Below are 25,557 nucleotides of genomic sequence, written 5' to 3'. Positions count from 1 at the left end.
CTCACGTGCTTTCACCAATGAGGATGCGGAATGCCACGTTCACTTGTTTATCCTTTATGGGTTCGTCGTTCAGGCGCCTGAGTATCTGCTCGGCTGCCAGTCGTCCCATGGTTTCCCTTGGAGACTGAATGGTTGTCAGTCGTGGCGTTACCTGCTGGCCGAGGGGCAGGCCGTTAAATCCTGCGATGGCAATGTCTTGTGGCACGCCAAGGCCCAGCCTTTGGGCGTGCAGCAAAGCGCCAGTGGCGAGGTCGTCGTTGGCGAAGTGGATGGCGTCGGTTCTGGGGTGTTGTTCCAGGACCATGTCGAGTGCGGCCGCGCCGGCTTCCAGGCTGCCGAGTCTGTCCAGCTCGATTATCGGCGCTTCCAGTCCGGCTTGTTCCAGAATTTCCTTGTGTCCCTCATACCGCATGTTCGCCCGGTAATCCCTGTCCATACAGGCGCCCACATAGATGATGGAGCGATAGTGCCTGTCTAACAGGTGCCTGGCCATGCAGGCGCCCGCTTCCCGGTGGTCCAGCCCCACGTTCAAGTCCAGCCCTTCACCCAATTCCATGATTTCCACGATCGGTTTGTTCCAGGTCTCCAGAAGGCTCTGGCAGGCTTTGCTGTGGTGCAAGCCGGCAATCACCAGTCCTGAACAGGACCACCCCAGAAACGTTCGTACCAGTTGGTGCTCCCTCTGTAGATCGTAATCGGTATTACCCAGCAGTATCTGGTAGCCCTTGGCTTCGAAGGTTTCCTGAAGCCCCTTGATCACTTCAATGAAAACGGCGTTGGCGAGCGACGGAACGATAACGGCAATAAACCGCGAACTGGCCGAGGCCAGGCTGCCGGCGATCAGGTTGGGCACGTAGCCCAGTTGCTCTACGGCTTCGGTGACCAGTCGGCGTGTTTCCTTGTTCACACGGTCTGGTGTGTTCAGGGCCCGGGATACGGTGATGGGGGAAACCCCGGCCGCCTCCGCCACCTGTTTCAGCGTTGGTTTGTCAGAACCTCTCCGCTTGCGGGGTTCTGGGGAGGGGGCTTCCATGTTAGACATTGGTCGTAGTCCTCGCGACGTTAACTTGCTGATCGCAATCTTATCAACTAAAACGATGGTAGCGCTAACATGGTAGCGCTACCATGAAAATAATCAGAACAAGAATCAGGAGGCCAGCAAGTGACAAGCTTATCCGGAACAAAGCCCCGCGTGGGTGTGGTAGGGCTGGGCGCCATGGGCATGGGGACAGCCACGGCGCTGCTTGAACGTGGGGTTGAGGTTACCGGGTGTGATGTCAACGACACGGCCCGGGCCAGTTTTGAGCAGGCTGGTGGTCGCACTGTGAGTGAGCCCGCTGAACTGGCTGCCACGAGCGATGTTGTGTTGGTGGTGGTAGTGAATGCGGCCCAGGTAGAGCAGGTGCTTTTTGGCGAATCAGGGCTTGTTGGGGGGTTAAAACCGGGCAGCCTCGTTGTTCAGTGTGCGACTGTGGCACCTGCGGTTGCCCGTGATTTTGCTGAACGGCTCGGCCAGGCTGGTATTGAGATGCTGGATGCGCCAATCAGTGGCGGTGCGGCCAAAGCGAGGGCCGGCCAGCTTTCGGTGATGGCCTCGGGAAGCACGCATGCCTTCGGCCTTGCCGAGCCGGTCCTTGATGCCATGGCCGCGACCGTTTATCGGTTAGGGGATGCGCCCGGAGTCGGGTCGAGTATGAAGCTGGTCAATCAGCTGCTGGCTGGGGTTCATATTGCTGCAGCGGCAGAGGCCATGGCTATGGCGATCCGTATGGGGTTGCCGCCCGAGGTTGTTTACGAGGTGATTACTCACTCGGCCGGTAACTCCTGGATGTTCGAGAACCGCGTCCCGCATATTCTCAAGGGCGATTACACCCCTCTCTCAGCCGTCGATATCTTCGTTAAGGATCTCAATATTGTTCACGACACCGGGCGGGAGCTGGCCATGCCAACCCCCGTGGCCGCCAGTGCGCTTCAGCAGTTTACCGCAGCGAAGGCGGCCGGGTTCGGGAAGGAAGACGATTCAGCGGTGATCAAGGTCTACGAACGGCTTGCCGGCATAAGGTTGCCGGATGCCGCCAACGACAGTGGTGAGGAGTGAGCATGAGTATTGTGTTGGGCGCAATCGCCGATGATTTCACCGGGGCAACCGATCTGGCGAACAATCTGGTTCGCAGTGGTATGCGCTGTGTACAGGTAATTGGCGTGCCTGAGGGCAAACCCGATCTGAGCGACGTTGATGCCGTTGTAGTGGCGCTTAAATCACGCTCATGCCCCGCCGAACAGGCGGTCAGTGAGTCGCTGGCGGCTCTGGCCTGGCTTCAGGGCCTCGGTGCCCGGCAGATTTTCTTCAAGTACTGCTCCACGTTTGATTCCACGGATCGCGGCAATATTGGCCCGGTCAGCGATGCTCTTCTGGATGCCCTGAAGGCCAGCCAAACGGTGATGGTGCCGGCGTTTCCGGTGAATGGGCGCACGGTGTATCAGGGGCACCTGTTTGTGGGTGACAGGCTGTTGAATGATAGCGGTATGCAGGACCACCCGCTCAATCCAATGAAGGATGCCGATCTGGTGCGTGTGCTGGCCCGGCAAACAACGGGCAACGTGGGCCTGCTGCCATGGCCGGTACTGAGGCAAGGGCCCGGAGCCGCCGGCGAAAGACTGAAGGCGCTGGAATCCGAAGGGGTGCGGCATGTGATTTGTGACACCCTGGATGAATCGGATTTGGCAACCTTGGCCGGAGCGGTTGCTGATAAGTCGTTGGTGACCGGAGGCTCCGGCCTGGGCCAGGCGTTGCCCGCGGAGTACCGTTCGCGCGGCTGGTTGGCGGATGTGTCCGAAGCCGGGCGCCTGGAGCCTGGTGTTGGCGGTGCGCTGGTGTTATCCGGCAGTTGTTCGAGGGCAACGTTGGGGCAAGTAGCGGATTTTCTGAGCAAGGGTGAAGGCTTTGCTCTTGATCCTTTAAAGCTTGCGGAGCGTGGTGATCACCTGGAGGCGGCTCTGGCCTTCGCCCGGGAAAGACTGAAAGAGGGATCACCGGTTCTGGTGTACGCCTCCTCGGACCCGGATCAGGTGCGGCAGGCTCAGGCGACCTTGGGGGCGGAGCGTGCCGGCGAGCTTGTTGAATCTGCGCTTGGCCACCTCGCCGTTACCTTGGTTAAGGAAGGGGTTGGTCGCCTGGTGGTGGCCGGTGGCGAGACCTCTGGCGCGGTTGTCTCTGCGCTTGATATTCGCACATTGCGGATCGGCGACCAGATTGATCCGGGGGTGCCCTGGACCCAAACCGCGGATGTCGGCGGGGTAGGCCCGCTGTCTCTGGCTTTGAAATCGGGCAATTTTGGCGGGCCGGATTTCTTTACACGTGCGTTTGAGGTGTTGCCATGAATGCCAGTGAGGTGAATCGACTGCGAGAGCAGATTGCGACGCTCGGCCAGTCACTGTTTGATCGCGGGCTGACCATGGGTTCGAGCGGCAATATCAGCGTTCGGCTGGACGATGGCGGCTGGCTGATGACCCCCACCAACGCCTGCCTTGGGCGGCTTGATCCTCAGCGAATTTCCCGGCTTGACCGCTCGGGGCGGTTGCTGGAGGGCGATAAGCCGACAAAGGAGCAGTTTCTGCACACGGCCATGTACGAGGAGCGGCCACAGTCGGGTGCCATTGTGCACTTGCATTCGACGCATTCGGTGGCGGTGTCCTGCCTGCCCGACATCAACCCCTGCGACTGCATTCCTCCATTAACAGCTTATTACGTGATGCGGGTGGGTCGGCTGCCTCTGGTGCCTTACCACATGCCCGGGGATCCTGAACTTGGCGATGCGGTTCGCGGCCTGGCCGGAGAGCACAGTGCCGTGCTGCTCGCCAACCATGGGCCGGTGGTGGCTGGAAAGAACCTGGAAGCGGCAGTGTATGCCACGGAGGAGCTGGAAGAGACAGCGAAGCTGTTTCTGCTTCTTCGCGGGGAAAACCCACGAGCGCTGACACCTGAACAGGTTGCGGCACTGGAACAGCGGTTCCCCAGGGACTGAATCTTCAGGAGGGTGTTGTAATGATCAGGCTGGCCGCAAATTTGAGCATGCTGTTCCAGGAATACGATTTTCCGGACCGGTTCGGTGCTGCCGCAGAGGCGGGTTTCCGGGGCGTTGAGTATCTGTTTCCCTACGCCTATCGCCCGGAGGATCTGGCGCGTTGCCTGCGCGAGGCCGCACTGGAACAGGTGTTGTTTAACCTGCCGCCCGGTGACTGGGACGCTGGTGAACGGGGCCTTGCCAGCCTGCCCGGAAGGGAGGCGGAGTTCCAGGCATCCGTGGCCGAGGCCCTGCGTTATGCCGAGGTGCTGGATTGCCCCCGTATCCATGCGATGGCGGGTCTGCTTCCGGAGGGCGCCGACCGGGAGACGGTCGAGGCCCATCACCACACCTACCTGAAAAATCTTCGCTTTGCCGCCGGTGAGGCCGCGAAAGCGGGTCGGGATCTTCTGATTGAGCCGATCAATCAACGGGATATGCCGGGGTATTTCCTGTCCAGGCAAGCAGACGCCATCAGGGTGATAGAGGCGGTTGGCGCCGACAACCTGAAGCTGCAGTTTGATGTTTACCACTGCCAGATCATGGACGGCGACCTGATTCGCCAAATGGAACGCCAGTTCCACGCCATCGGCCATGTGCAGATCGCCGGCGTGCCGGAACGCCACGAACCGGATGTAGGGGAAGTCTGCTACCCGGAGGTGCTCGCGAGACTGGATTCGCTGGGTTACACCGGCTGGGTTGGCTGCGAGTATCGACCGGCCGGTAACACCCGTGCCGGTCTGGGATGGGGGAAGGCCTACGGGCTGAGCACCGACACAACAACAAGAGGGCAGTAAAGGTTATGCATATTGTCATTACTGGAGCCGCGGGCTTTCTCGGGCAGCGGTTAGTTGATCATCTCGTCAGCGCCGGGCAACTCGCCGGTAACTCGCTGAGCCGTCTGACTCTGATTGATCAGACTGAGCCACCCCAGCCGGAGACCGGTGAGCTGGCCACTAAAACGATCGCTCTGGATATCAGCCAGCCTGGTGCGCTGGATGATGTTCTTGCCGAGCAGCCGGATGTGATTTACCACCTCGCAGCGGTTGTCAGCAGCGCTGCGGAAGGCGATCTGGATCTGGGGATGAGAGTCAATTTCGATGCAACCCGCGATTTACTCGAAGGTTGCCGGAAGCATGGCCTCAGCCGTACCCGGCTGATCATGGCAAGTTCCGTGGCCGCCTACGGCGGAGATTTACCTCACACCCTGGACGACATGACGGCATTGCATCCACAGAATTCCTACGGTGCCCAGAAGGCCATGAGCGAGCTGCTGATCAATGACTACAGTCGCCGTGGCATTGTGGATGGGCTGGTGCTGCGCCTGCCCACCATTGTGATCCGCCCGGGCCGTCCGAATGCGGCTGCCTCAAGTTTTGCCTCAAGTATCCTGCGGGAACCCCTCAAGGGTGAGGATGCCATCTGCCCGGTTTCGCCCGATCTCGAACTGTTCATTATGTCACCGGCAACGGTGGTTGATGCCCTTGTGCACGGTGCCGAAGTTCCGGGTGAGGCACTCGGCGCTTTCCGGGCTTTCATGTTGCCGGGTATTACCGTCAGCGTTTCGGACATGTTGGAGACATTGCGTGAGGTGGGCGGTGAGTCTGCGCTTGCCCGCGTTAAGTTCCAGCCGGATCCGAAGATTGAGGCGATTGTCGGTAGCTGGCCATCGAGATTCAGTAACCTCCGGGCGAGCAAGCTCGGGTTTAGAAGCGATAAGGACTTTCGCGAAATCGTAAGGGCTTTTATGGACGAGAATGCCTGATTCCGGGCTTACGCACCCCGGAATTTACCCAAAGCGTGACAATGCAAAATGAGGTAACAACAATGAAAGCAACGTTCGCACGCCGTAGTCTGACCACCGCCATCGCCGGTGCCACTTCAGCTTTGCTTGCCGTGACAGCAGTGAATGCACAGGCAGCAAGAACCGTTAACCTTGGCCATACGCTGTCTGACAGTTCCCACTATTCCGTTGGTGCCGATGCCTTTGAGGAAACTCTGGAGCGCCTTAGTGACGGGGAGTTTGAAGTCGCCGAGCACCCTTCCGGCTCCCTGGGCGGGGAACGGGCCATGATCGAGGGCCTGCAGATTGGCACCGTTGATGTCGTGATTACGTCGACAGGTCCCTTGGGTAATTTCGTACCGGAGAGTTATGTGCTTGACCTGCCATTTCTTTTCAAGAGTTACGAAGAGGCCCGTTGCGTTCTTGATGGCGAGATCGGCCAGGATCTGTTGACCAAGATGTCTGACCATAATCTGGTGGGGCTGGCATGGTCAGAAAACGGGTTTCGCCACATGACCAACAGCGTTCGCCCTGTGACCAGCCCAGCCGATGCCGAGGGGCTGAAGGTGCGTACCATGGAAAACAAGGTACATATGGAAGCCTTCGAGCAGATGGGCGTTCATCCAACCCCAATGGCGTTCCCGGAAGTGTTTACAGCACTGCAGCAGGGCACCGTTGATGGCCAGGAAAATCCCATCACCGTGATCGTCGCCACGAAGTTCTGGGAAGTTCAGGATCACCTTTCTTTGACCGGACACGTCTATTCACCCGCAGCGGTGCTTGGCTCCCCGGTGCTCCTTGACAGTCTTACAGAAGAGGAGCGGGGTTGGTTCGAGCAGGCCGCCAAGGCATCCGCCGAAGCGACCCGTGAAGAAGTCTCCCGCCTGGAGCGTGACGGTGTAAAGCTGTTGCGTGAAAAGGGAATGACGGTCAAGACCGATATTAACAAGGCACCCTTCCAGGAGGCGGTCAAACCCGCCTACAAGATCTACACAGATCAGTATGGAAGCAAGATGCTGGACCGCATTCGCGCCAGCGGCTGCTAAACCACCAATCCAATTCCCCGGTACCTGTCACTTTGACGGTGCCGGGATTGCTTTCTAATGGTGGCCACGATGCTGCAACTTCTTTTTAGCATTGAACGCCAGACAACTCGATTGGCCCTTCTCGGTGCCGTCGTGATGCTGGTGATTTCTGTGACCCTTGGTTTCTATCAGGTACTCACACGATTTGTTTTTGATGCGCCGTCTACCTGGTCTGAGGTGATTTCCCGGTCCACGATGATCTGGTGTGTCTTTCTCGGTGCCGCTCCGGGTTTCCGGGGTGGATTCATGATGTCCGTAGAGGTGATCTATAAATTGGTGCCAGGGCGGAAACTGGTATGGGCTGAGCTCTTTATTGCGAGTTGCTGCGCTCTGGTTCTGTTGGTACTGATCTACTTCGGTACGGCAATGACAATCCGGGTGCAATCACAGATGCTCTCAGGGCTTGGAATTTCCATTGCCTGGGCTTACGCCGCGATGCCCGTGGGTGCGGGTTTTGCTCTGATCGCCGTTGTGACTCGACTGGTTGCCCAAATCAGGGGCCAGGAGTCTATTGGCCCTGTCCACGAGGGGGAGCCGGTATGAATGCTGCCATTGGCCTGTCACTGATCATTCTTTTCAGTCTGGGCGTTCCTATTGCCATATCCATAGTCCTGGCGTCCATCATCGGCATTGAGTTCTTTTCCCCTCTGCCGCTGTTGCTGGTTCCCCAGCAAATGTTTGTCGGCATCGACAGTTTTCCGTTGATGGCGATTCCGTTTTTCATTCTGGCGGGCAATCTGATGTCGGCGGGCGGTATCTCCCGAAGGCTGGTGGATCTTGCCAAATCCATGGTGGGTGGCGTTCAGGGTGGTCTTGCCATGACCTGCGTTCTGACCTGCATGATGTTTGCAGCGGTGTCTGGGTCAAGCGTGGCAACAACCTTTGCAATTGGCTCAATTCTTATTCCCGCAATGGTCAAGCATGACTATCCGCGTCCACTGGCTGCGTCGATCCAGGCTTCATCGGCTGAGCTGGGTGTTCTGATCCCGCCCTCCATTCCTCTGATTCTCTATGGCGTGAGCACGGATACATCCATTGGAAAGCTTTTCATTGCCGGTATCGGCCCGGGGCTTCTGATTGGTGGCGCGTTACTGCTGTTCCTTTTCCTGTTCTGCAAGAAACGTGGGTATGGATTGCGAGACAGAGAGGATCGTCACGACTTCATGACTGCCTTCAAGCGCGCCTGGGCGGCTTTGCTGATGCCAGTCGTTGTTATTGGCGGTATTTACGGTGGTGTGTTTACACCCACTGAGGCTTCTGCAGTGGCGGTCGTCTATGCCCTGATCGTCGGAGGACTGGTTTATCGGGAACTGCCGATGGCTGAACTGTTCCCGATTTTCCGGGAAAGTGTGATCTCAACGGCGGCTGTGATGTTGATCATTGCGGCGGCGGCCCTATTCAGCTTCCTGATCAGCCGTTCCGGGCTGCCCGGTGAAGTTGCGGCATGGGTAACGAAAATCTTCGAGAGTCCCATTGCCTTTTTGCTGGCAGTAAACGTGATGCTGTTGATCGTCGGTATGTTTATTGAGACGTCTGCAGCAATTCTGGTGCTGGCGCCAATATTTACCCCGATCGCAATCCAGTACGGTATTGACCCGGTTCATTTTGGCCTGATCGTTGTTGTGAATCTGGCGCTTGGGATGTTCACACCACCGCTCGGTGTGAATCTGTTTGCAGCGTGTGCTGTGGCGAAACTCTCTATTGATCAGCTACTACCCTGGTTGATGCGGTTTGTGCTCGTTGTATTAGCGTGCCTGCTGGCCATCACCTATATGCCCTGGATCTCTATGGGGCTGGTGGACCTTCTCTACTGATCGCGAACCATGGAGGCCGGATATGCTTTCGTTACCCGACATGCCAACAGAAAAAGCACTGATTGGTGGTGAATGGGTCACCACCCGCTCAACGCTCACGGTTGAGGCGCCCTCCTACGGAGAACCAATCAGCCAGATTGCCAGGTGTGGCGCTGGTGAAGTTGACGCCGCGGTTGGCGCGGCTTCTCGCGCACTGTCTGGCTGGTTGACTTGGACGGCGCGTTCACGTGGCCAGTGGCTTCTGGACTTTGCTCAGGAAATTGAAAGAAACGAGGAGCAGCTGTCGGCCCTGGAGTGTGCTGATACTGGCAAACCGATGTCGCAGGCTCGCGGCGACATAAAGGCCTGTGCCCGCTACTTCCGTTTCTATGCCGGTGCCGCCGATAAACTCCATGGAGAGACAATTCCGTTCGAAAGTGGCTTTTCAGTCATGACGTTTCGGGAGCCTTTCGGGGTGTGTGCGCAGATTATTCCCTGGAATTATCCTGCACAGATTTTCGGGCGTTGCGTTGCGGCATCGCTGGCAGCGGGTAACACGGTGGTGGTCAAACCGGCCGAAGATGCCTGCCTGAGCGTGTTGCGCCTGGCTGAACTGGCGGTGGAGTGCGGTCTTCCTGCCGGAGTACTCAATGTGGTTCCGGGCCTCGGGCGCGAGGCCGGCGCGGCATTGGCGGCCCATCCACGGATTGATCACCTGTCGTTCACCGGTTCGCCGGAGACTGGCACCCTGGTGACTCAGGCGGCGGCCAGGCACCATGTGCCCGTGACGCTCGAGCTGGGTGGTAAATCGCCACAGATCGTGTTTGCCGATGCAGATATCGATGCGGCACTTGAGACAGTTGTGAGAGGCATTGTTCAGAACGCAGGCCAAACCTGCTCGGCCGGTAGCCGGCTGCTCATAGACAATGAGGTGGCGGAGGAATTTCTTGATCGCCTTGCTGAGCGCTTTTCCGCACTGCGCTGCGACGCCGGCGAGGCCGACGTGGATTGCGGGCCTTTGATCAATGCCCGACAGAAATCTGTGCTGGAATCGCGGCTTGAGGCGGCGATTTCCAGCGGTGTAAAGGTTCTGTCGAAAGGCCGGTTGGCAGACACGGCACCAAAGGGAGGCAATTTTGTAGTGCCTCAGGTTCTGGTTGATGTCCCGGAGGGCCATGAACTGTTAAGGGAGGAGTTGTTCGGACCTGTGCTGGTTGTACAGCGTTTCCGATCTGAGGATGAGGCCCTCGCGTTAGCCAACGAAACGGATTTTGGGTTATGCGCGGGAGTCTGGACGACGGACGGCGGGCGCCAATGGCGCCTGGCCAGGCAGCTTCAATGTGGCCAGGTGTTCATCAACAATTACGGTGCCGGTGGTGGCATAGAGCTGCCTTTTGGCGGGGTAGGGCGTTCGGGCCATGGTCGTGAGAAAGGTTTTGAGGGGTTGCGCAGCTTTACTCGTATTAAAACGGTTGCTGTTCGGCATGGCTAACCATCAATTAGCTGTTTGGGGGAGGGCAGATGTCGCATATGGATAAAGTTGGGCTTGTTGGTGTTGGCCTGATGGGCCATGGTATCGCACGTAATATCCAGCGAGCAGGTTACCCCCTGAGTTTTCTTGAGCATCCTGGTAATCAACCTGTTGAGGATCTGGTGTCTGCGGGAGCCACGCCCCGGAAAAGCGCTTGTGAGGTGGCCCGGCATTCCGACGTTGTTATCCTGTGCGTGACCGGCTCTCCTCAGGTTAATGCCGTGCTCTTTGAGTCTGGGGGTGTGTTGGAGGGGCTGCGTCCGGAAACGATAGTGATTGATTGTTCCACAGCGTTGCCACGCTCGACCGCAGAGGTTGCCAAACGGGTGAACGATGCTGGCGGACAGTTCATGGACGCAGCCATGACCAGAACCCCCAAGGAGGCGGAAGAAGGGCGACTCAATTTGATTGTTGGGGCGCCTGATGCCCTGTTCTCGGAAACCTTGCCTTTGCTTCAGAGTTTCGCGGAAACCATTACCCATGCCGGTGGTGTGGGAGCAGGGCACACTCTGAAACTTGTGCATAATTTTGTGTCGCTGGGTTTTTCGGCGGTTCTTTCCGAGGCGGTTGCGGCGTCTCGCAAGGCAGGCATTGACGACGAATCGCTTCTTTCCGTTCTGGGCAATGGCGGGGGCGGTGGTGTGGTTCTGGAGAGGTTGCGGCCCTATATCGAGCGGAATGACCCGTCAGGTTTTCAGTTCAGCATTGCCAATGCCAATAAGGATGTCGGTTACTATCGGGCCATGCTTGAAGATCTCAAAAGCGCCAGAACCATTGCGGATAGCGTTGGCGAGCTCTATGGTTCTATCGGTGAACAGGACGCCACCGTTCCGGAATTGATTAGACTCCTCCAAAAGCATTAATGTTTTCAATCCTTGCTCGGTACAGACATAATTATTCCAGCAGAGTAAGGCGACACCTCGCCGGGTTTACTTCTAGGGAAAGGATTTCAAATGAAGAAAATTGCAGTTATCGGTCTTGGGTATGTGGGGCTTCCGCTGGCGGCCGCGTTTGGTGAAAAACGGGAAATCGTCGGTTTTGATATCAACAGCAAGCGCATTGCTGATCTTAAAGACGGGGTTGATTATACCCGCGAGGTATCCCGGGAAGAGTTAGCCGCCTCACCGGGGTTGTCGTTTACGGATAATCTGGACGGCATTCGTGATTGCCAGATTTATATTGTGACGGTACCTACCCCGATTGATGAGTTCAAAACGCCGGATTTAACGCCGCTTGTAAAGGCCAGTGAAACCGTTGGTAAGGTTTTGAAAAAGGGCGATATCGTGATTTATGAATCCACGGTATACCCCGGCGCGACCGAAGAGGTCTGTGTGCCGGTTCTGGAGAAAGTTTCCGGTTTGGCGTTTAATCAGGATTTCTTTGCCGGTTACAGCCCAGAACGTATTAACCCGGGCGATAAAGAGCACCGGGTAACCTGCATTATGAAAGTCACCTCCGGCTCCACTCCGGAGATTGCCAATGAAGTGGATGCACTCTATGCGAGTATTATTACCGCCGGTACCCACAGGGCCAGTTCGATTAAAGTGGCCGAGGCGGCAAAGGTTATCGAGAATACCCAGCGCGACCTGAATATTGCGCTGATGAATGAACTTTCGATGATCTTCGCGCGGCTGAAGATTGATACCCACGAAGTACTCGCGGCAGCGGGCACCAAGTGGAACTTTCTGCCGTTCAAGCCGGGCCTGGTGGGCGGGCACTGCATTGGTGTGGACCCGTATTATCTGACCCATAAAGCCCAGGCCATTGGCTATCACCCGGAAATTATCCTTGCCGGCCGTCGGGTAAATGACAATATGGGCCCGTATGCAGCGGCAGAGCTTGTTAAGGCAATGATCAAAACCGGGCATACCGTGGCTTCTTCAAAAGTACTGGTGATGGGCCTGACCTTTAAAGAGAATTGTCCGGATTTGCGAAATACCCGAGTGGTTGATGTTATCCGTGAACTGGAAGATTTTGGTTGTGTTGTGGAGGTCACGGACTGTTGGGCGGATAATGAGGAAGCCGAGCATGAATACGGCATTTCTTTGGTGGATGCCCCCAGCGCCGGTGACTACGATGCGCTTTTTCTTGCAGTGCCGCATCGGGAATATGCGGCGAAATCGTCAAAGGAGCTCCGGGCTTATTTGAAAGACGATGGTGTTTTGTTTGACCTGAAGGGTGTTTTGCCATTGGGTGAAGCTGATCTGAGGTTGTGAGCGCAGTAGTACTACAACAGTATCTTATTGAAGAGAATGTATGCCGATATACGATGTATTCAATGGCGATGCCGATGGTATTTGTGCCCTGATCCAGCTCCGCCTGGCTGAACCTGCGGAAACAACACTCATCACTGGCGTAAAACGGGACATTGCCCTGGCGCAACAGGTGCCAGCGGGCGAGCCGGCCCGGGTAAATATCCTTGATGTCAGTCTCGACAAGAATCGGGGCGCAGTGGATACACTGCTTGCCGCGGGCTGCTCGGTTTTTTATGTGGATCACCACTTTCCGGGTGATGAGCTGCCCGATAGCCCCAATTTCACTGCTTTGATCGATACTCAGCCGACCACCTGCACCAGCTTGCTGATGGACAGACACCTTGGCGGGCGGTTCCACAACTGGGCGATTGCTGCTGCCTTTGGCGATAACCTCAATGCTGTAGGCGAGGAACTGGCTGATCAAGCCGGCCTGTCAGCCGACCAGACTGAAGCACTGAAAACGCTCGGCGTTTGCATCAACTACAATGGGTATGGCGCTTCGGTTGAGGACCTGCACTTTCACCCTGCGGATGTGTACCGGGAGTGCGTAAAGTTTAAAGACCCTCTTGAGCTGATCGATTCCGCTCCCGCAGCGTGGCAGCAATTGCGAGATGGCTACGAGGCGGATATGTCCCGGGGACTGGCGGCTCCTGTTCTTTCCGAAACTGCCACCTCACTGGTGGTGAAGCTGCCGGATGAAGCCTGGGCACGCCGGGTGAGTGGCGTGTTGGGTAATGAGCTTGCCAACCGAAACCCGGATAAGGCGTGTGCGATCGTCACGAGGAGTGCCGGTAACATCTACCTGGTTAGTATTCGCGCGCCGCTGAATAATCGAAGTGGTGCCGATGAAGTGGCGCGCCAGTTCCCGACTGGTGGTGGGCGGAAGGCGGCTGCGGGGATAAATGCGCTTCCGGAGGGTCAGCTGGATCAATTTTTGAAAGTTGTCGCAGCGTTTTGGGCTTGATGGCGCGGCCGTCGGATTAGCCAAAGGCGTAATCCAAAAGAAGGACTGGAAATAACAATGACCTTAACCCCTCCAAAGAAAACCCACCTCAAACAACTTGAGGCCGAGTCCATCCACATCATCCGCGAAGTGGCCGCCGAGTTTGATAACCCGGTGATGCTGTATTCCATCGGCAAGGATTCCGCGGTCATGCTGCACCTGGCTATGAAGGCCTTCGCGCCGGGCAAGCCGCCGTTTCCGCTGATGCATGTGGATACCACCTGGAAATTCCGGGAGATGATCACGTTCCGGGATGAACTGACACAGCGGCTGGGCCTGAAGCTGATTGTGCACACCAATCAGGAAGGCGTGGCCCAGGGCATCGGGCCGTTTACCCATGGCAGTGCCAAGCACACCGATGTGATGAAAACCCAGGCGTTGAAGCAAGCGCTGGACCAGTACGGCTTTGATGCTGCGTTTGGTGGTGCCCGGCGGGATGAAGAGAAGTCCCGGGCCAAGGAGCGGGTGTATTCATTCCGGGACAGGTTCCACCGTTGGGATCCGAAAAACCAGCGCCCGGAGTTGTGGAATCTCTACAACGGCAAAGTGAACAAGGGCGAGAGTATTCGGGTGTTTCCGCTTTCCAACTGGACGGAGCTGGATATCTGGCAGTACATCTACTTGGAAAACATCGACATTGTGCCGCTGTATTACGCCGCGGAGCGCCCGGTGGTGGAGCGCGATGGCACCCTGATCATGGTGGATGATGATCGCATGCCGCTGGAGCCAGGCGAGACGCCGGAGATGAAGATGGTGCGTTTCCGTACCCTGGGCTGTTATCCGTTGACCGGTGCCGTGGAGTCGGAAGCGGCGACGCTGCCAGAGATTATTCAGGAGATGCTGTTGACGAAGACGTCCGAAAGACAGGGGCGGGTGATTGATCATGATTCGGCTGCTTCTATGGAACAGAAAAAACGCGAAGGGTATTTCTAATGTCACATGCCTCTGAATTGATTGAATCCGATATCCTCGCGTACCTGGACCAGCACGAAAACAAGGACCTGCTGCGCTTTCTGACCTGTGGCAGTGTTGATGACGGCAAATCCACGCTGATTGGTCGCCTGTTGTTTGATTCCAAACTGATTTTTGAAGACCACCTGGCGGCTTTGCACAAAGACAGCGCGCGCCAGGGCAATGCCGGCGAGTCGCTGGACCTCGCCTTGCTGGTGGATGGCCTGGCCTCTGAACGGGAGCAGGGCATTACCATTGATGTGGCCTACCGCTATTTCTCCACTGACAAGCGCAAGTTCATCATCGCCGATTGCCCGGGCCATGAGCAGTACACGCGGAATATGGCCACGGGTGCCTCCACCTGTGATCTGGCGGTGGTGATGATTGACGCCCGTAAGGGCGTGCTCACCCAGTCCCGCCGGCACAGTTTCATTGTCAGCCTCTTGGGCTTGAAGCACATTGTGGTGGCCATCAACAAGATGGACCTCGTGGGCTTCTCTGAGGAGGTGTTCAACGACATTCGTGCGCAATACCAGAAGTTGGCCACCCAGCTTGGCCTGGAAGATGTGTACTACGTACCGATTTCTGCTCTGAACGGCGATAACGTGGTCAACCGCAGCGAGCAGACGCCCTGGTACCACGGCGAGACGTTGATGAACATTCTGGAGCAGGTGGAGGTTCTGGACGACGTGAACGTGACCGACCTGCGCTTCCCGGTGCAGTATGTCAATCGCCCGAACCTGGATTTCCGGGGCTATTGCGGCACCCTCGCCAGCGGTGTGGTGCACAAGGGCGATGAGGTGGCGGTGCTGCCTTCCGGCAAAACCTCCCGTGTGAAAGGGGTCCATAATTCCGAGGGCGAGATTGAGCGCGCCTGGCCGGGGGATGCCATCACCTTGACCCTGGAAGACGAAGTGGATATTTCCCGCGGGGATCTTCTGGTGCATGCCAACAGCCGCCCGCCGCTGGGCAACCGTTTTGCGGCCCATATTGTCTGGATGAATGAAACGGCGCTTAAGCCCGGCCGTGAATATGGCATCAAGATCGGGACCCGGGTGACCAATTGTTACGTGAACCAAGTGCTTGAAGAGATTGATGTAAACACACTGGAGCGCTATCCAGAGACCGAGGGAGGCCTTGAGCTGAACGCCATTGGGCTCTGTGATGTGGAGCTTTCGGAGCCGGTGGTGGTGGAGGATTATCAGCGCCACCCGGGCACGGGCAGTTTTATCCTGATTGATAAACTGACCAATGTGACTGTGGCGGCGGGGATGGTGCAGCGGGCGCTGGATGGCGGCAACGCCGAGACTGAACGGGAATACACCGAGGCGGAGCGCAACCTGAATCGGTTTATTCGGGAGAATTACCCGGAGTGGGGTTGTAAGCCGGTTTAAAAAGGGAGAAATACTTTGGCTGATAATATTGTCTGGCACGATCACAAGATCACCCGTGCCGAGCGTTCCGTTAACAAAAACCAGAAACCCTGCCTGCTTTGGTTCACCGGCCTGAGCGGTTCCGGCAAGTCGACAATTGCCAATGCACTGGATGTGGCTTTGCACAAGCGCGGCTACCACACGTTCCTGCTGGATGGTGACAACGTTCGCCACGGCTTGTGCAAGGATCTGGGGTTTTCGGACGACGACCGGGAAGAGAATATCCGCCGCGTCGGCGAGGTGTGCAAGCTGTTTGCCGATGCTGGCCTGATCGTGATGAGTGCGTTCATTTCGCCGTTTACCAGTGACCGGCGCCTGGTTCGTAAGTTGTTCCCGGCGGGCGAGTTCATTGAAGTGTATATGGATACCCCGCTGGCTACCTGTGAAGAGCGTGATCCGAAGGGGCTTTATCAGAAGGCTCGTTCAGGCGAGATTACGCACTTCACCGGGATCGACTCACCCTACGAAGTGCCGGCACACCCCGAGATTCGGCTGGATACTTCCCGCCACACGGTGGAAGAGTGTGTTGAGTCTCTGGTTGCTTATTTGCTTGAGCGGGAAATGATCGCCCATAAGGATTGAATCCATGGAGTGGCAAGGCATAGTGACCCTGATAACGCTGTTTGCGGTGTTATCTTCGCTCGCGCTGACCCGTGTTTCTGCGGATCTGGTGCTGATGGCGGCTTTGGCATTCCTGTTGATTTCGGGAATCCTTGGGCCGGCAGAGGCTTTAGCAGGGTTCGGTAATCCGGGCGTGATTACCATTGCAACTCTGTACGTGGTGGCGGCCGGGCTGAAGGAAACCGGAGCCGTGCAGTGGATTGCCCGCCGGTTGCTGGGGCACCCGAAAACGGAGAAAGGTGCCCAGTTGCGAATGATTGTGCCCACCGGCATGCTCAGCGCGTTCATGAACAATACTGCCGTGGTTGCCATGTTTATTCCCGCGATTCAGGACTGGGCCCAGCGGCTGGGGGTTCCGGCGTCCAAGCTGCTGTTGCCTCTGAGTTATGCCGCCATTCTTGGCGGCACCTGCACCTTGATCGGCACCAGCACCAACCTGGTGGTGGATGGCCTGCTTCAGAGCACTCTTGGCGTCAATCTTGGGTTGTTCGAGCTGGCCTGGGTTGGCGTTCCCCTGCTATTGGTCGGCGGCACGTTTCTGGTTCTGTTTGCATCGAGGATATTACCGGACCGGGGCGGTGTTACCGAGGAGCTGGACCTCGTTCGTCAATACGGGGTTGAGGTTGAGGTGATAGCTCCAGGGCCCTTAGTGGGCAAAACCATTGCTGAGGCAGGTCTCAGAGCCCTGAATTACGGCTACCTGACGGAGATTGATCGCGGTGGCCGCCTGATTACGGCTGTAGAGCCGGACCGGACCCTGCAGGCCGGGGACCGGCTGTATTTTGTGGGCGCGCCCGAATGCGCCAGTGAGCTGCGCCGGATTCAGGGCCTGAAACCTGCCAATGGCAGTGTGCATAAGCTGGATGTGGCTAACCACCAGCGGTGCCTGGTGGAGGTGGTTCTTGGGCCGGAGTTCCCGGCCCTGAACAAGACGATTCGCGATAGTCAGTTCCGTACCCGGTTCAATGCCGTCATTCTGTCCCTGTCCCGCGAGGGCAAACGGGTACCAGGTAAGCTGGGTGATATCACCTTTCGGATGGGTGACACGCTGTTGCTTGAGGCCAGCCATCAGTTTGCAGAGCAGTACCGCTTCCGGCGCGACTTCCTGCTGGTCAGCGCATTGAATGATTCTACACCGCCGGATTTCCACCGGGCACCAAGGGCGATGGGGATATTGGCGTTGATGGTGCTGGTGAGCGCGACGGGGCTTCTGCAGATTTTGGAAGCGGCATTTCTGGCCGCGGGTGCGATGATTGTCTCGGGGTGCATTACTGCGAGTCGGGCCCGGCGTAGTCTGGATTTGCCGGTGCTGGTGGTAATTGCGTCGTCCTTCGCCCTGGGGAATGCCATGACTGAAACCGGCGCCGCCCAATGGGTAGCCGGCAGCCTGCTGGGATTTGGAGCATTAACACCGTGGTTGGCGCTGGCGATTGTGTATTTACTGACTGCACTCTTCACCGAGGTGATTACCAACAACGCCGCTGCTGTGTTGATGTTCCCTATCGCCCTTGCGGTTTCCGAACAACTGGGTGTTAACTTCATTCCTTTTGCTATTGCCGTCATGTTTGCGGCATCTGCATCGTTCATAACGCCTTTGGGATATCAGACTAACCTGATGGTATACGGCCCGGGAAGATATCAATTTTCTGATTACGTTCGAATTGGCATACCATTAAGCGGCTTGGTGGCCTTTACCGCGATTATTTTAATTCCATTGGTATGGTCGTTTTGAGTTGGGATTGTCTTTTTTTAATTGCAGGTCGGATTTTTTGTTAAAGACTCGTAAATAAATAATTTTGCCAGGGTACATTTATTTGTTTATTATTGGTGGCGACTTTTGGTCAACTCCAATTACTATTTTAAAACCCCTACTTGAGTAAGGTTTTAATTCAATGGCAAAGATTAACGATTATTACCAGAAAAAACAGCTTATGGAAAAGCTTGCTTCAGAGCTGGAACAGCTTGAAAAAGATCAATCTCTGAAAAGCGAACTGGAGTTTGAAAACAAGGTTCGTAATCTGATGAAGGAATATGATAAATCACCGAAGGATGTACTTCAGATCCTTTCTGCGATCGATCCTTCTGTGGCCGGTGGCAAGGCGGATTCAACAGCTGGCAGCCGCCCGAAGCGCCCGATGAAGACCTACAAGAACCCTCATACCGGTGAAGTGGTTAAAACCCGTGGCGGTAATCACAAAACGCTGAATGAGTGGCGTAAGAAGTACGGTAAAGAAGCTGTGCAGAGCTGGCAGCAAGACTGATTTGAGTTACGCCCCTCTCCCGCCAGGGCGGAGGGGCGATTAACCAACCACTACCCGATTCCTCCCTCCTTCCTTCGCCGCGTATAACGCCTCATCCGCCAGCTGCATCCACTGCATATAGTTCTCGGGCTTCTCCGTTAACTGGGCAATGCCAATGCTGATGGTATAGCGAATCGGCGCCACACTGGTTTCCACCACACTCTGTTCAATATTTTCCCGAATCCGCTCGCAGATTATTCGTGCGCCTTCAGCGTCGGTTTCCGGCAAGATGATGCCGAATTCCTCACCACCGTAACGGCCTGCGCTGTCGGACTGGCGGATGTTGGCGCGGGTTATGCCCGCGGTGTGCTTGATCACTTCGTCGCCGGCCAGGTGACCGTGGGTGTCGTTGACGGGTTTGAAGTGGTCTATGTCAAACATCACCAGGCTGGTGTTATGGTTGTAGCGGCGGAAACGTTCGAATTCGGCGTCTACCAGGTTTTCCCAGGTACCGCGGTTGAGCAGGCCGGTGAGGCGGTCGGTCATGCTGAGTTTGGCCAGTTGTTCGTTGGCCTGCTCCAGCGCCCGTTTGCTGCTGGCGATGTCGGTGACGTCGTACACCATCAGGCACACTTTCTCGACTTGCCCGGTAACCCCGGAGAGTGGGCTGATGGTGAGGTTCTGGAACATGTATTCTTCGGTGCCGGTGATCGGCCGGGTGTTGCGGAACTGGAACAGGTAAGGGCGCTGCTCCCAGGAGGTGAAGGCCCGGGTGTTCAGAAGGGCCACGGCATCTACTTTCCGGGTGAGCCAGGCTTTGGGGATGTCCGGAAACACATCGAACAGCACCTGGTTGCGGATCTTGCTGGCGGTGATGCCGCTGTGGTTTTCCATGAAGCCGTTCCAGGCCTGTACCCGGAAATCCAGGTCGAGCACTACCAGGCCTACCTCCACCGATTCCAGCATATCCACCAGCCAGTGGAAGGAGTTGGCTTCAAAATCGTTCATGGCCATGGGTCAGTCCACCAGGTATTGCAGGCGATCTTCGAGAAAGGGCACTGAATCCTCGGTGAGGAGGATCAGCATGTCGCATTCGATGTCCCGGTTTTCCAGGGTGTAGCAGATTTCGATGCACAACAGCTGTTCTTCCCGCGCGCTGTGATGATCAAGCAGTTCGGTGATCTGCCGGTGCTGGCCCAGAACCGTGGGGTGGCCCAGGCCGAGCTTCAGGTCCAGCTGGTCGCCGATGCCCTTGAGGAAGGCGCCGAACAGGATGCTGGACATATCCATCAACACTTCGACGTTGACGGCTTCGCCTTCGAGGTTCTCATAGTGCAGCATCTCTGCCATGTCTTTGAAGCTGGCATCCGCAAACAGCAGCAAGGCCTCGCCGGCAATGCCGGCGCCGGTAAAGCCCTGGCACACGGCCGAGTAAGTGTCGCTGTCGCCGACCGAGGAAATCGCCATGTGCAGTTCGGAATTGGCGAGGAAAGCCACCTTGGGTATGGGCTGTTTCACAAACACCCGTAGCAGGCGCGCCAGCAGGTCCGAGGACCGGCCCATGGCCACATTGGAGATTTCCTGCAGGTAGTCGTTCAGGGACACAGAGATTTCGGGGGTGCTGCTGCCGGTGCTTCGGAGGCTTGCGTCCTGCAGTGCCGCGTCCTCGATGTCTCCGGGACGGTAAACGCCGTAATCCACCAGCAGGCCCACCACGGTGCTGGTCTCTGTGGGCTTCTTGATGAAATCGATGGCGCCGAGTTTTCTTACCCGCTCCCGCGCTTCAGTCTGGATATCACCGGAGACCACGATGGTCATCACGGGCAGATCTTCGTTGCGGATCTGCTCCAGTACCTGGTAGCCATCCATTCCTGGCATGTTCAGGTCCAGGAACAGTAATTCCGCTTCGTGATTGCGCAGTTTCTCCAGTGCTTCCTTGCCGTCCACGGCGAAACTGATGCTGGCCTGCAAGCCCTGCGGCAAAGCTCTGGCCATTTGTTTTCGGGCGAGGGCGGAATCGTCGCAGATCAGTATGCGGGTGGTCATTAATGTGGCCGTTGGAGATTAATCACAGGGTCGCCAAGTATACCAGCGGAGTTCGTTGTGTACACGCAAGCTACACCATTCGTAACGTTCAGTAAGGGTATGTAAGTATCTTTAGCGGAAAGTTTTGTGACTGTATTCAAACTTGGCCGAGTATTACTGAATTGTAAACAGTGATTGTGACTCCGCTCACTCTATGGGCCGATGTGCCTTGGTTATAGTGTGCCTGCAGCAAATAGAATAATAAGGGTTCTTCAGAGACATAAAACTATGAGACAGCAGGCGTATGGATACGCTGCCGTCACCCTGTTCTGCCTGGGTATTGCGCCCGTTGCCCTGGCCGAGCTGAAGCCCATTTCTGACGAAACCATGGGTGAGGTGACCGGGCAGGCTTTTATGCAGATCGAGAACATTCCGGACACTCCGGAAAACCCCCATAAGTTTACGCGCATGACGCTGACTATGGATGTGGAAACCCGGATGAATATAGATGATGTGAAAGCCGGCGAGATTGACGGCGGAGCGGATTTTTCTGCCCAGCATGTGGCCCTGGGGCACATTGCCCGCAATGATGGCGTTCAGTATAACGGCCGCACCTACAGTGCCGGTGATACGGTGCATTTTGAAGCCTTCAAACCTTATATCGAACTTGCGGAGGATCCCGGCGAGGGCAAGCTTTCCGGTTTCCGCATGGGCTTCGCGCAGGCGCGGGGTTCAGTCTCGTCACTCACCAGCAGCTTCAGTGGTGATATCGGCCTCAAACTGGTTGACGACAATGGTGCGGAATTCGACGCTACGTTGCTTGACCAGAATGCCCAGGCCACCCGCCGCCGGGCCAGCCATATTGGTATTGCCGATCCAGCTGCCGCGCCTGCTGACTGTACCGCAGGTGCAGCCACCAACTGCGCGCCCCTGACGCATCTGCAGTCGATTATTGTCGGTGAGAAAAACACCGATGGCACCACCGGCTTCACCAACGACTTTTTTATCGGTCTGCAGCGCGAAGGCGTGGACTGGCAAAGCCTCGATGGCGCAAATGTGATCAATGCCGGCAAGGGCGTATTTATCAACCTGCCCACCAGCATGACAGTGAACATGAGCGAACTCATGACCAATGGCGTGCAGCGGTTGCAGACCCACCGTGAGGATATGGGTACACAGTTGTTTTAAATGCTAAACTCCTGCCAGTATCTAACCCATTCGGCAGGAGCTTAGTCCCTTGATCCGCTCGTTTTACTGGCACGATTACGAAACCTTCGGCGTAGATCCGGTTCATGACAGGCCGTCCCAGTTTGCCGGTGTGCGGACGGATGCGGACCTCAATATCATCGAAGATCCGCTGGTGATCTACTGCAAGCCAGCGGATGACTACCTGCCGTCGCCGGAAGCCTGCCTGATCACCCGCATTACCCCGCAAAAGGCCCTCGAAGACGGTTTTCCCGAGGCGGAATTTATCGCCCAGATCAACGAGGCCTTCAGTCAGCCCGGCACCTGTGTGGTGGGCTATAACAGCCTGCGTTTCGACGACGAAGTAACCCGCCACACTCTGTACCGCAACCTGCGCGATCCCTACGCCCGCGAATGGCAGAACGGCAATTCCCGCTGGGACATCATCGATATGGTGCGCCTGACTTACGCCCTGCGCCCGGAAGGCATCAACTGGCCGCGCAAGGAAGACGGCAGCCCCAGTTTCAAGCTGGAGGCACTGACAGTTGCGAATGGCATCGCTCACGAAGCTGCCCACGATGCCATGTCGGACGTCGAGGCCACCATTGCAGTGGCCAAGCTGATCAAGGATAAACAGCCCAAGCTGTTTGATTTTGTGCTGCAGAATAAGGACAAGCACTCGGCCCGCGCCATGCTGGACACCGCAACCATGAAGCCGGTGTTTCACATCTCCGCCAAGTACCCAGCCAGCCGGGGTTGCTGCGCGTTGGTCGCCCCGGTGGCCGATCACCCCACCAACAAGAACCTGGTGATTGTTTACGACCTGCGGGAAGACCCGAGTGATCTGATTAACGCCAGCCCTGAACAGATTCGTGAGCGGGTATTTACTTCTCAGGCGGAACTGGGGGAGGGTGTTAGCCGCTTTCCCCTAAAAGGAGTGCAACTGAACAAGTGCCCGGTGCTGGCGCCGGCGACCATGCTATCCACGTTGTCGCAGGAACGGCTGGACGAACTGGCGCTGGATGGCGATACCCTCAGGGCCAACCTGGCCATGCTACGCAGAGCACCGGATCTGCCGGGAAGGATTGCCGAGGCCTTTGACCAGCCCCACGAAAGCGACCTCACCGACCCGGACGAGCAGCTCTACGCCGGTGGTTTCATCAGCAAGACAGACCGCGAAAAGCTGAACTGGGTACTGGAGCAGCCAGTGGAAACTCTGGGGGAGCTGGATGTGACCTTCGAGGATGACCGCCTGCAGACGCTACTGTTCCGCTACCGGGCCCGGAATTACCCGGGCACCCTGGCCGGCGAGGAGCTCGAGCGTTGGGAGGAATTCCGTAGCCAGCGGTTGATGAATCCGAAGAAAGGCTGGCGGTCTTTGGAAGCCTTTGCCAAGGAATTACAGCGGCTGGCGGCGGATCCGGAATTGACGCCGGAGAAGCGGCAGGTGTTGGAGGATTTGCATTTGTATGGGGAGTCGTTGATTCCTTATATCTGAAAAATGGGGTCAGATGAAACGTTCATCTGACCCCAACGTTACACTTACCGCCGCTTCAAAAAATAAACACTCAAATTCTGCCCCATCAAACTCTGCACCTCGCTCCCCAGCGCTTCTGCCTGAATCTGTTTCTGAACCGGCCCGGTTACCAGGCTGTGGCCATCAATATCCCGGGCCTTCACCAGCTTCCATTCCACTTCGTTGCTGACCATGGCCATCAGCTCTTTCAGCTGGGCGGTATCCTGCGGCCGGAACCAGCGGTCGCGGCAGCCGCCTAGGCTGTAGAAATCGGCGTCGGCAGTCAGTTCCTGCCAGGTTGCGTCTTTCCGGTTGGCCAGAACCATCCGGCGGAGCTGGCGCAGGGCCTGGCGGGTAGGTTGGAGTTTGTGTTCGGCAATCAGGTTGCGCACCTGTTTGTCAGCGCCGGTTTGCTCGGCAACGGCGGTGTGCATGTGAACGACAGCACCGGACCCGGTGGCATCATTTAACAGCGCCGCCAGTGACAGGGTGGTCATGGCCGCTGAGGGCAGGCGGCCGACTTCGATCCAGTGCACCTGATGGCCATCCGCCACAAAACGCTGGGCGATGGACCAGGGCCAGAACACGATGTTGTCCATGGTCATTTCGTTGGCCATGCGGGTGGCCTTGGCGATATTGGCCAGGGATTCGTCCACCGCGATCACTTCCACATCGTCCAGATAGCTGGCCAGTTCCATGGCGCGCTGGCCGGACTGGGCGCCGCAGACCATGATACGCAGGGTGGCCGGGAGGTTGTCGGTAGCCAGGCCCAATTCGGTTGCCATCAGGGTTTTCAGGCTGGTTTCAGCGCGATAAGCCAGCTGAGACCAGGAAGGCCAGGCCTGGGGCACGTTGGTTTTATCCAGGCAGAGTTCTTCGGCTTTCTCGTCGAAGTTCTGCTTGATGGCTTCTTCCTCGGCCCGGTCGTAATAGCTGGTGGCCAGAACCGGCTGCAGCGCCAGGGGCCAGTCCACTAGGTTCCACTGGCCCAGCTGGACGGCAAAACTCTGGTGGAAGAGGGCGCCGTACATGGCGCTGATCATCAGGGAGCCGATCAGGGTGTCCTGATCCTCGCCCAGGGCGAATTGCGCCTGGATACTGTCGTTGATGGCGGAAACCAATCGCTCTTCGTCATCCTCGGCGGCCTGGGCATAGCCGGTTCTGTCTGCATATTGGGCGATAGCCAGGGTCAGGCGCTGAAGCTCGTCGCGCAGTTCAACGGTTTGCGCGACTTCGGCCATGATGGCACGGCGCAACAAGGTAACCAGTTCTTCCACCGCCGGATTGGGCATCAGGGTTTTCTGGAGGGCCAGGATCAGCAGTTCATCTTCGCTGGCGGCTTCCAGAAAAATCTGCGCGTCCGGGTTGTCCAGATCGTACTGCTGGTAAATGATCGCTCCCACGAAGCGGCCAAGTTCCTGGTGCGGCAAGCCGTCCCGCTGGAGCAGGGCGATGGCATCCCAGGCCAGGGTTGAATCCGCCTTGTTCACTTCCAAATGCTGGGCGCAGGTGAGCATGCCGCTGTACACGGATTGCCACTCGGCCCCGGTTTCCAGCAGTTTGCGGTAATGCAGGTAGGCCACATCGAACTGGCCCTGCAAGCGCTTGGCGTGGGCAACGCCACAGAAAGCGGCGGCGGATTGCCGGTCGCACTCCAGGGCCTGGAGAAAATACTGTTCCGCCAGTGCCGGCCGTTCGGTTTTCAGAGCCCAGTAGCCCAGGTTGCAATACTGCTGCACCTGATCGGGCTGATGCTCCAGACTGGCGTTGAAGAGGGTGTGAGCTTTCTCAAGCTGCCCGTCGTCCATCTCGACCCGGCCAAGCAAGCCCAGAGCACCGGCGTCCTCCGGCTCCAGTGCAAGTGCGTCGGTCAGGTACGCCCGGCATTCATGGCGAGCCTTCAACCGCTGAATGTGGCTGAGGCCGTTGCTGTTGGACTCCCCATAGGCGAGGTTGGCCTGCAGAAGCAGGCGGGCAACCTGGGCCTGTTGGGATTGGGATACCTGGACTTGATGCTTGGCTTGCATGGGACACCTCGTAATACCTGCCGCAATAGGGAGCGGCAAAGGTCT

Annotated in this window: 23 protein-coding genes; 19 read left to right on the top strand and 4 right to left on the bottom strand. The window is 57.1% G+C overall.

Going from position 1 to position 25,557, the window contains the following annotated elements; genetic code table 11:
• Position 1 precedes the first annotated feature (1 nt).
• On the bottom strand, positions 2 to 1,042 hold the full coding sequence (locus tag ACN0XM_RS07015; RefSeq protein WP_417566214.1) for a LacI family DNA-binding transcriptional regulator: 1,041 nt from the start codon (positions 1,040 to 1,042) through the stop codon (positions 2 to 4).
• Between the two features lie 120 nt (positions 1,043 to 1,162).
• On the opposite strand from ACN0XM_RS07015, the gene ltnD reads away from it, so the two are divergent.
• The 17 genes from ltnD to ACN0XM_RS06930 all read left to right on the top strand — a co-directional run bounded on the left by ltnD (position 1,163) and on the right by ACN0XM_RS06930 (position 18,780).
• Positions 1,163 to 2,098, top strand: a complete 936-nt coding sequence (gene ltnD / locus ACN0XM_RS07010) for an L-threonate dehydrogenase (protein WP_417566213.1) — start codon at positions 1,163 to 1,165, stop codon at positions 2,096 to 2,098.
• Positions 2,099 to 2,100: 2 nt separating this feature from the next.
• The gene (gene otnK / locus ACN0XM_RS07005) at positions 2,101 to 3,381 is read left to right on the top strand and encodes a 3-oxo-tetronate kinase (protein WP_417566212.1); all 1,281 of its coding nucleotides are present in this window, start codon (positions 2,101 to 2,103) and stop codon (positions 3,379 to 3,381) included.
• Positions 3,378 to 4,025, top strand: a complete 648-nt coding sequence (gene otnC / locus ACN0XM_RS07000) for a 3-oxo-tetronate 4-phosphate decarboxylase (protein ID WP_417566211.1) — start codon at positions 3,378 to 3,380, stop codon at positions 4,023 to 4,025. The genes otnK and otnC overlap by 4 nt, the downstream gene beginning before the upstream one ends.
• A 20-nt stretch (positions 4,026 to 4,045) precedes the next feature.
• Complete coding sequence (gene otnI / locus ACN0XM_RS06995) at positions 4,046 to 4,861, top strand: 2-oxo-tetronate isomerase (RefSeq protein WP_417566210.1); 816 nt, start codon at positions 4,046 to 4,048, stop codon at positions 4,859 to 4,861.
• A gap of 5 nt (positions 4,862 to 4,866) precedes the next feature.
• Positions 4,867 to 5,829: a D-erythronate dehydrogenase gene (gene denD / locus ACN0XM_RS06990; protein ID WP_417566209.1), complete on the top strand. Its 963-nt coding sequence runs from the start codon at positions 4,867 to 4,869 to the stop codon at positions 5,827 to 5,829.
• Positions 5,830 to 5,891: 62 nt separating this feature from the next.
• The gene (locus ACN0XM_RS06985) at positions 5,892 to 6,893 is read left to right on the top strand and encodes a TRAP transporter substrate-binding protein (protein ID WP_417566208.1); all 1,002 of its coding nucleotides are present in this window, start codon (positions 5,892 to 5,894) and stop codon (positions 6,891 to 6,893) included.
• Between the two features lie 69 nt (positions 6,894 to 6,962).
• Complete coding sequence (locus tag ACN0XM_RS06980; RefSeq protein ID WP_417566207.1) at positions 6,963 to 7,475, top strand: TRAP transporter small permease; 513 nt, start codon at positions 6,963 to 6,965, stop codon at positions 7,473 to 7,475.
• A complete protein-coding gene (locus ACN0XM_RS06975; RefSeq protein WP_417566206.1) occupies positions 7,472 to 8,746 on the top strand; it encodes a TRAP transporter large permease in 1,275 nt (424 codons plus the stop codon). The genes ACN0XM_RS06980 and ACN0XM_RS06975 overlap by 4 nt, the downstream gene beginning before the upstream one ends.
• Before the next feature lie 22 nt (positions 8,747 to 8,768).
• The gene (locus ACN0XM_RS06970) at positions 8,769 to 10,217 is read left to right on the top strand and encodes an aldehyde dehydrogenase family protein (protein WP_417566205.1); all 1,449 of its coding nucleotides are present in this window, start codon (positions 8,769 to 8,771) and stop codon (positions 10,215 to 10,217) included.
• A 29-nt stretch (positions 10,218 to 10,246) separates the two neighbouring features.
• Positions 10,247 to 11,119: an NAD(P)-dependent oxidoreductase gene (locus ACN0XM_RS06965; RefSeq protein WP_417566204.1), complete on the top strand. Its 873-nt coding sequence runs from the start codon at positions 10,247 to 10,249 to the stop codon at positions 11,117 to 11,119.
• A gap of 90 nt (positions 11,120 to 11,209) precedes the next feature.
• Positions 11,210 to 12,472: a Vi polysaccharide biosynthesis UDP-N-acetylglucosamine C-6 dehydrogenase TviB gene (tviB, locus tag ACN0XM_RS06960; RefSeq protein WP_417566203.1), complete on the top strand. Its 1,263-nt coding sequence runs from the start codon at positions 11,210 to 11,212 to the stop codon at positions 12,470 to 12,472.
• 40 nt (positions 12,473 to 12,512) lie between these two features.
• The gene (locus tag ACN0XM_RS06955; protein WP_417566202.1) at positions 12,513 to 13,475 is read left to right on the top strand and encodes a DHH family phosphoesterase; all 963 of its coding nucleotides are present in this window, start codon (positions 12,513 to 12,515) and stop codon (positions 13,473 to 13,475) included.
• Between the two features lie 57 nt (positions 13,476 to 13,532).
• The gene (gene cysD, locus ACN0XM_RS06950) at positions 13,533 to 14,447 is read left to right on the top strand and encodes a sulfate adenylyltransferase subunit CysD (protein WP_417566201.1); all 915 of its coding nucleotides are present in this window, start codon (positions 13,533 to 13,535) and stop codon (positions 14,445 to 14,447) included.
• On the top strand, positions 14,447 to 15,859 hold the full coding sequence (cysN, locus tag ACN0XM_RS06945) for a sulfate adenylyltransferase subunit CysN (RefSeq protein WP_417566200.1): 1,413 nt from the start codon (positions 14,447 to 14,449) through the stop codon (positions 15,857 to 15,859). Before cysD ends, cysN begins: the two co-directional genes overlap by 1 nt.
• A 15-nt stretch (positions 15,860 to 15,874) precedes the next feature.
• The gene (gene cysC, locus ACN0XM_RS06940) at positions 15,875 to 16,480 is read left to right on the top strand and encodes an adenylyl-sulfate kinase (protein ID WP_417566199.1); all 606 of its coding nucleotides are present in this window, start codon (positions 15,875 to 15,877) and stop codon (positions 16,478 to 16,480) included.
• A gap of 4 nt (positions 16,481 to 16,484) precedes the next feature.
• Positions 16,485 to 18,251: an SLC13 family permease gene (locus ACN0XM_RS06935; RefSeq protein ID WP_417566198.1), complete on the top strand. Its 1,767-nt coding sequence runs from the start codon at positions 16,485 to 16,487 to the stop codon at positions 18,249 to 18,251.
• Positions 18,252 to 18,411: 160 nt separating this feature from the next.
• Complete coding sequence (locus tag ACN0XM_RS06930; RefSeq protein WP_417566197.1) at positions 18,412 to 18,780, top strand: histone-like nucleoid-structuring protein, MvaT/MvaU family; 369 nt, start codon at positions 18,412 to 18,414, stop codon at positions 18,778 to 18,780.
• A gap of 39 nt (positions 18,781 to 18,819) precedes the next feature.
• On the opposite strand, the gene ACN0XM_RS06925 is transcribed toward ACN0XM_RS06930, so the two are convergent.
• Together ACN0XM_RS06925 and ACN0XM_RS06920 are read right to left on the bottom strand one after the other, a co-directional pair.
• A complete protein-coding gene (locus tag ACN0XM_RS06925) occupies positions 18,820 to 19,773 on the bottom strand; it encodes a GGDEF domain-containing protein (RefSeq protein WP_417566196.1) in 954 nt (317 codons plus the stop codon).
• 3 nt (positions 19,774 to 19,776) lie between these two features.
• Positions 19,777 to 20,805, bottom strand: coding sequence for a response regulator (locus tag ACN0XM_RS06920; protein WP_417566195.1), 1,029 nt, complete (start codon positions 20,803 to 20,805; stop codon positions 19,777 to 19,779).
• A gap of 267 nt (positions 20,806 to 21,072) precedes the next feature.
• Here ACN0XM_RS06920 and ACN0XM_RS06915 point away from each other — a divergent pair, with 267 nt between their 5' ends.
• Together ACN0XM_RS06915 and sbcB are read left to right on the top strand one after the other, a co-directional pair.
• On the top strand, positions 21,073 to 21,972 hold the full coding sequence (locus tag ACN0XM_RS06915; RefSeq protein ID WP_417566194.1) for a hypothetical protein: 900 nt from the start codon (positions 21,073 to 21,075) through the stop codon (positions 21,970 to 21,972).
• A 49-nt stretch (positions 21,973 to 22,021) separates the two neighbouring features.
• Positions 22,022 to 23,467 carry an exodeoxyribonuclease I gene (gene sbcB / locus ACN0XM_RS06910; protein WP_417566193.1) on the top strand — a complete coding sequence of 482 codons (1,446 nt, stop codon included), beginning with the start codon at positions 22,022 to 22,024 and terminating at the stop codon, positions 23,465 to 23,467.
• 44 nt (positions 23,468 to 23,511) lie between these two features.
• Here sbcB and ACN0XM_RS06905 read toward each other — a convergent pair whose 3' ends face one another.
• Entirely contained in the window at positions 23,512 to 25,512 is a 2,001-nt protein-coding gene (locus ACN0XM_RS06905; RefSeq protein ID WP_417566192.1) for a tetratricopeptide repeat protein, read from the bottom strand.
• Positions 25,513 to 25,557 lie beyond the last annotated feature (45 nt).

It is taken from the genome of Marinobacter sp. (assembly GCF_048269445.1).
Taxonomy (GTDB): domain Bacteria; phylum Pseudomonadota; class Gammaproteobacteria; order Pseudomonadales; family Oleiphilaceae; genus Marinobacter.
This window is presented reverse-complemented; position numbering and strand designations above follow the sequence as displayed.